We start from the raw sequence: 1522 nt of genomic DNA on the forward strand, positions 1-1522 counted from the left end.
TAGTAGGTGAGTGATGGGGTGACGCAGGAAGGTAGTCCATCCCGGGCGGTGGTTGTCCCGGGGTAAGGGTGTAGGCCGTGTGATAGGTAAATCCGTCGCACATCAAGGCTGAGACCTGATGCCGAGCCGATTGTGGTGAAGTGGATGATCCTATGCTGTCGAGAAAAGCCTCTAGCGAGTTTCATGGCGGCCCGTACCCTAAACCGACTCAGGTGGTCAGGTAGAGAATACCGAGGCGTTCGGGTGAACTATGGTTAAGGAACTCGGCAAAATGCCCCCGTAACTTCGGGAGAAGGGGGGCCACGTCTGGTGACGAGTCTTGCACTCTGAGCTGGGGGTGGCCGCAGAGACCAGCGAGAAGCGACTGTTTACTAAAAACACAGGTCCGTGCGAAGCCGTAAGGCGATGTATACGGACTGACGCCTGCCCGGTGCTGGAACGTTAAGGGGACCGGTTAGCTCCATTTCGGTGGGGCGAAGCTGAGAACTTAAGCGCCAGTAAACGGCGGTGGTAACTATAACCATCCTAAGGTAGCGAAATTCCTTGTCGGGTAAGTTCCGACCTGCACGAATGGCGTAACGACTTCTCGACTGTCTCAACCATAGGCCCGGTGAAATTGCACTACGAGTAAAGATGCTCGTTTCGCGCAGCAGGACGGAAAGACCCCGGGACCTTTACTACAGTTTGATATTGGTGTTCGGTTCGGCTTGTGTAGGATAGCTGGGAGACTTTGAAGCTCGCACGCCAGTGTGGGTGGAGTCGTCGTTGAAATACCAGTCTGGTCGTGCTGGATGTCTAACCTGGGTCCGTGATCCGGATCAGGGACAGTGTCTGATGGGTAGTTTAACTGGGGCGGTTGCCTCCTAAAGAGTAACGGAGGCGCCCAAAGGTTCCCTCAGCCTGGTTGGCAATCAGGTGTTGAGTGTAAGTGCACAAGGGAGCTTGACTGTGAGACCGACGGGTCGAGCAGGGACGAAAGTCGGGACTAGTGATCCGGCGGTGGCTTGTGGAAGCGCCGTCGCTCAACGGATAAAAGGTACCCCGGGGATAACAGGCTGATCTTCCCCAAGAGTCCATATCGACGGGATGGTTTGGCACCTCGATGTCGGCTCGTCGCATCCTGGGGCTGGAGTCGGTCCCAAGGGTTGGGCTGTTCGCCCATTAAAGCGGTACGCGAGCTGGGTTTAGAACGTCGTGAGACAGTTCGGTCCCTATCCGCTGTGCGCGTAGGAGTCTTGAGAAGGGCTGTCCCTAGTACGAGAGGACCGGGACGGACGAACCTCTGGTGTGCCAGTTGTCCTGCCAAGGGCATGGCTGGTTGGCTACGTTCGGGAGGGATAACCGCTGAAAGCATCTAAGCGGGAAGCCTGCTTCGAGATGAGGACTCCCACCCACTTGATGGGGTAAGGCTCCCAGTAGACGACTGGGTTGATAGGCCGGATCTGGAAGCACCGTGAGGTGTGGAGGTGACCGGTACTAATAGGCCGAGGGCTTGTCCTCAGTTGCTCGCGTCCACTGTGTT

The 1522-nt window shown here is 56.7% G+C and carries 1 rRNA gene; it reads left to right on the forward strand.

Annotated features, from left to right (window positions below):
• A 23S ribosomal RNA gene (locus ACZ6IM_RS42595) occupies positions 1-1500 on the forward strand; the annotation flags it as partial.
• Positions 1501-1522: the final 22 nt, after the last annotated feature.

The sequence above is a fragment of the Streptomyces sp. NPDC042336 genome, from assembly GCF_055581985.1.